The sequence below is a fragment of the Pseudonocardia adelaidensis genome (assembly GCF_039543345.1).
Classification (GTDB): domain Bacteria; phylum Actinomycetota; class Actinomycetes; order Mycobacteriales; family Pseudonocardiaceae; genus Pseudonocardia; species Pseudonocardia adelaidensis.
Genome location: NZ_BAABJO010000085.1, coordinates 1 through 1,009, shown reverse-complemented (window position 1 = coordinate 1,009; position 1,009 = coordinate 1). Strand labels below are relative to the sequence as shown.

The window sequence follows — 1,009 nt, the reverse complement described above, 5'->3', positions numbered from 1 at the left end:
TGAAGGCCGTACGGGTGCACGACTACCACACGGATCCGAAGATCGACGACATCGAGGAGCCGCGGATCCAGGGGCCGCTCGATGTGATCGTGAAGGTCGGTGGGGCCGGGGTGTGCCGCACCGATCTGCACATCCTGGAGGGGCAGTGGGCGGCGGCGATGAGCCCGCAGCTGCCCTATGTGATCGGGCACGAGAACGCCGGCTGGGTGCACGCGGTGGGTGACGGGGTGACCAACGTGGCGGTGGGGGACACGGTGATCTTGCACCCGCAGCCCTCGTGCGGGTTGTGCCTGCCGTGCCGGCGGGGCAACGACATGCACTGCGTGAACGCGTTCTTCCCCGGCCTGAGCGACGACGACGGGGGGATGGCGGAGTTCCTGCGCACCACCGCGCGGGCCTGCGTGAAGCTGGACCCGGCGACCAACCCGGCGGATGTGGCGGCGTTGGCCGATGCCGGGATCACCGCCTACCACGCGGTGCGCAAGGCGGTGCCGGTGTTGTGGCCGGGGACGACGGCGGTGGTGCAGGGCGCGGGCGGGTTGGGGCACATCGGGATCCAGTGCCTGGCCGCGCTGACCGCGACCCGGATCGTGGTGGTGGACCGCAACCCGGACGCGCTGGAGCTGGCGAAACAGATCGGGGCGGACGAGACGGTGGTGGCCGACGGCTCGCACGTGGACGCCGTGCGCGACCTGACCGGGGGTGCGGGTGCCACGGTGGTGTTCGACTTCGTGGCCGAGCAGGGCGCGGAGAACCAGGCGTGGCAGATGGTGGCCCCGGACGGCTACCAGTACGTGATCGGGTACGGCGGGCAGTTCTCCGCGCCGACGCTGGATTTCGTGGCGAACGAGAAGAACGTGATCGGCAACATCGTGGGCACCTATGCCGATCTGGCCGAGCTGATGGTGCTCGCCCAGGCCGGGAAGGTCACCCTGCACACCAAGCAGTACCCGCTGGATGCGGCGCTGGACGCGCTGCACGACCTCGACGCCGGCCGCGTGCGCGGCCG

The 1,009-nt window shown here is 70.6% G+C and carries 1 protein-coding gene; it reads left to right on the top strand.

Annotation, left to right across the window (positions count from 1 at the left end; genetic code table 11):
• Positions 1–1,009: NAD(P)-dependent alcohol dehydrogenase (locus ABEA81_RS42305; RefSeq protein ID WP_345613703.1), on the top strand; the 1,009-nt coding region annotated here is incomplete at both ends.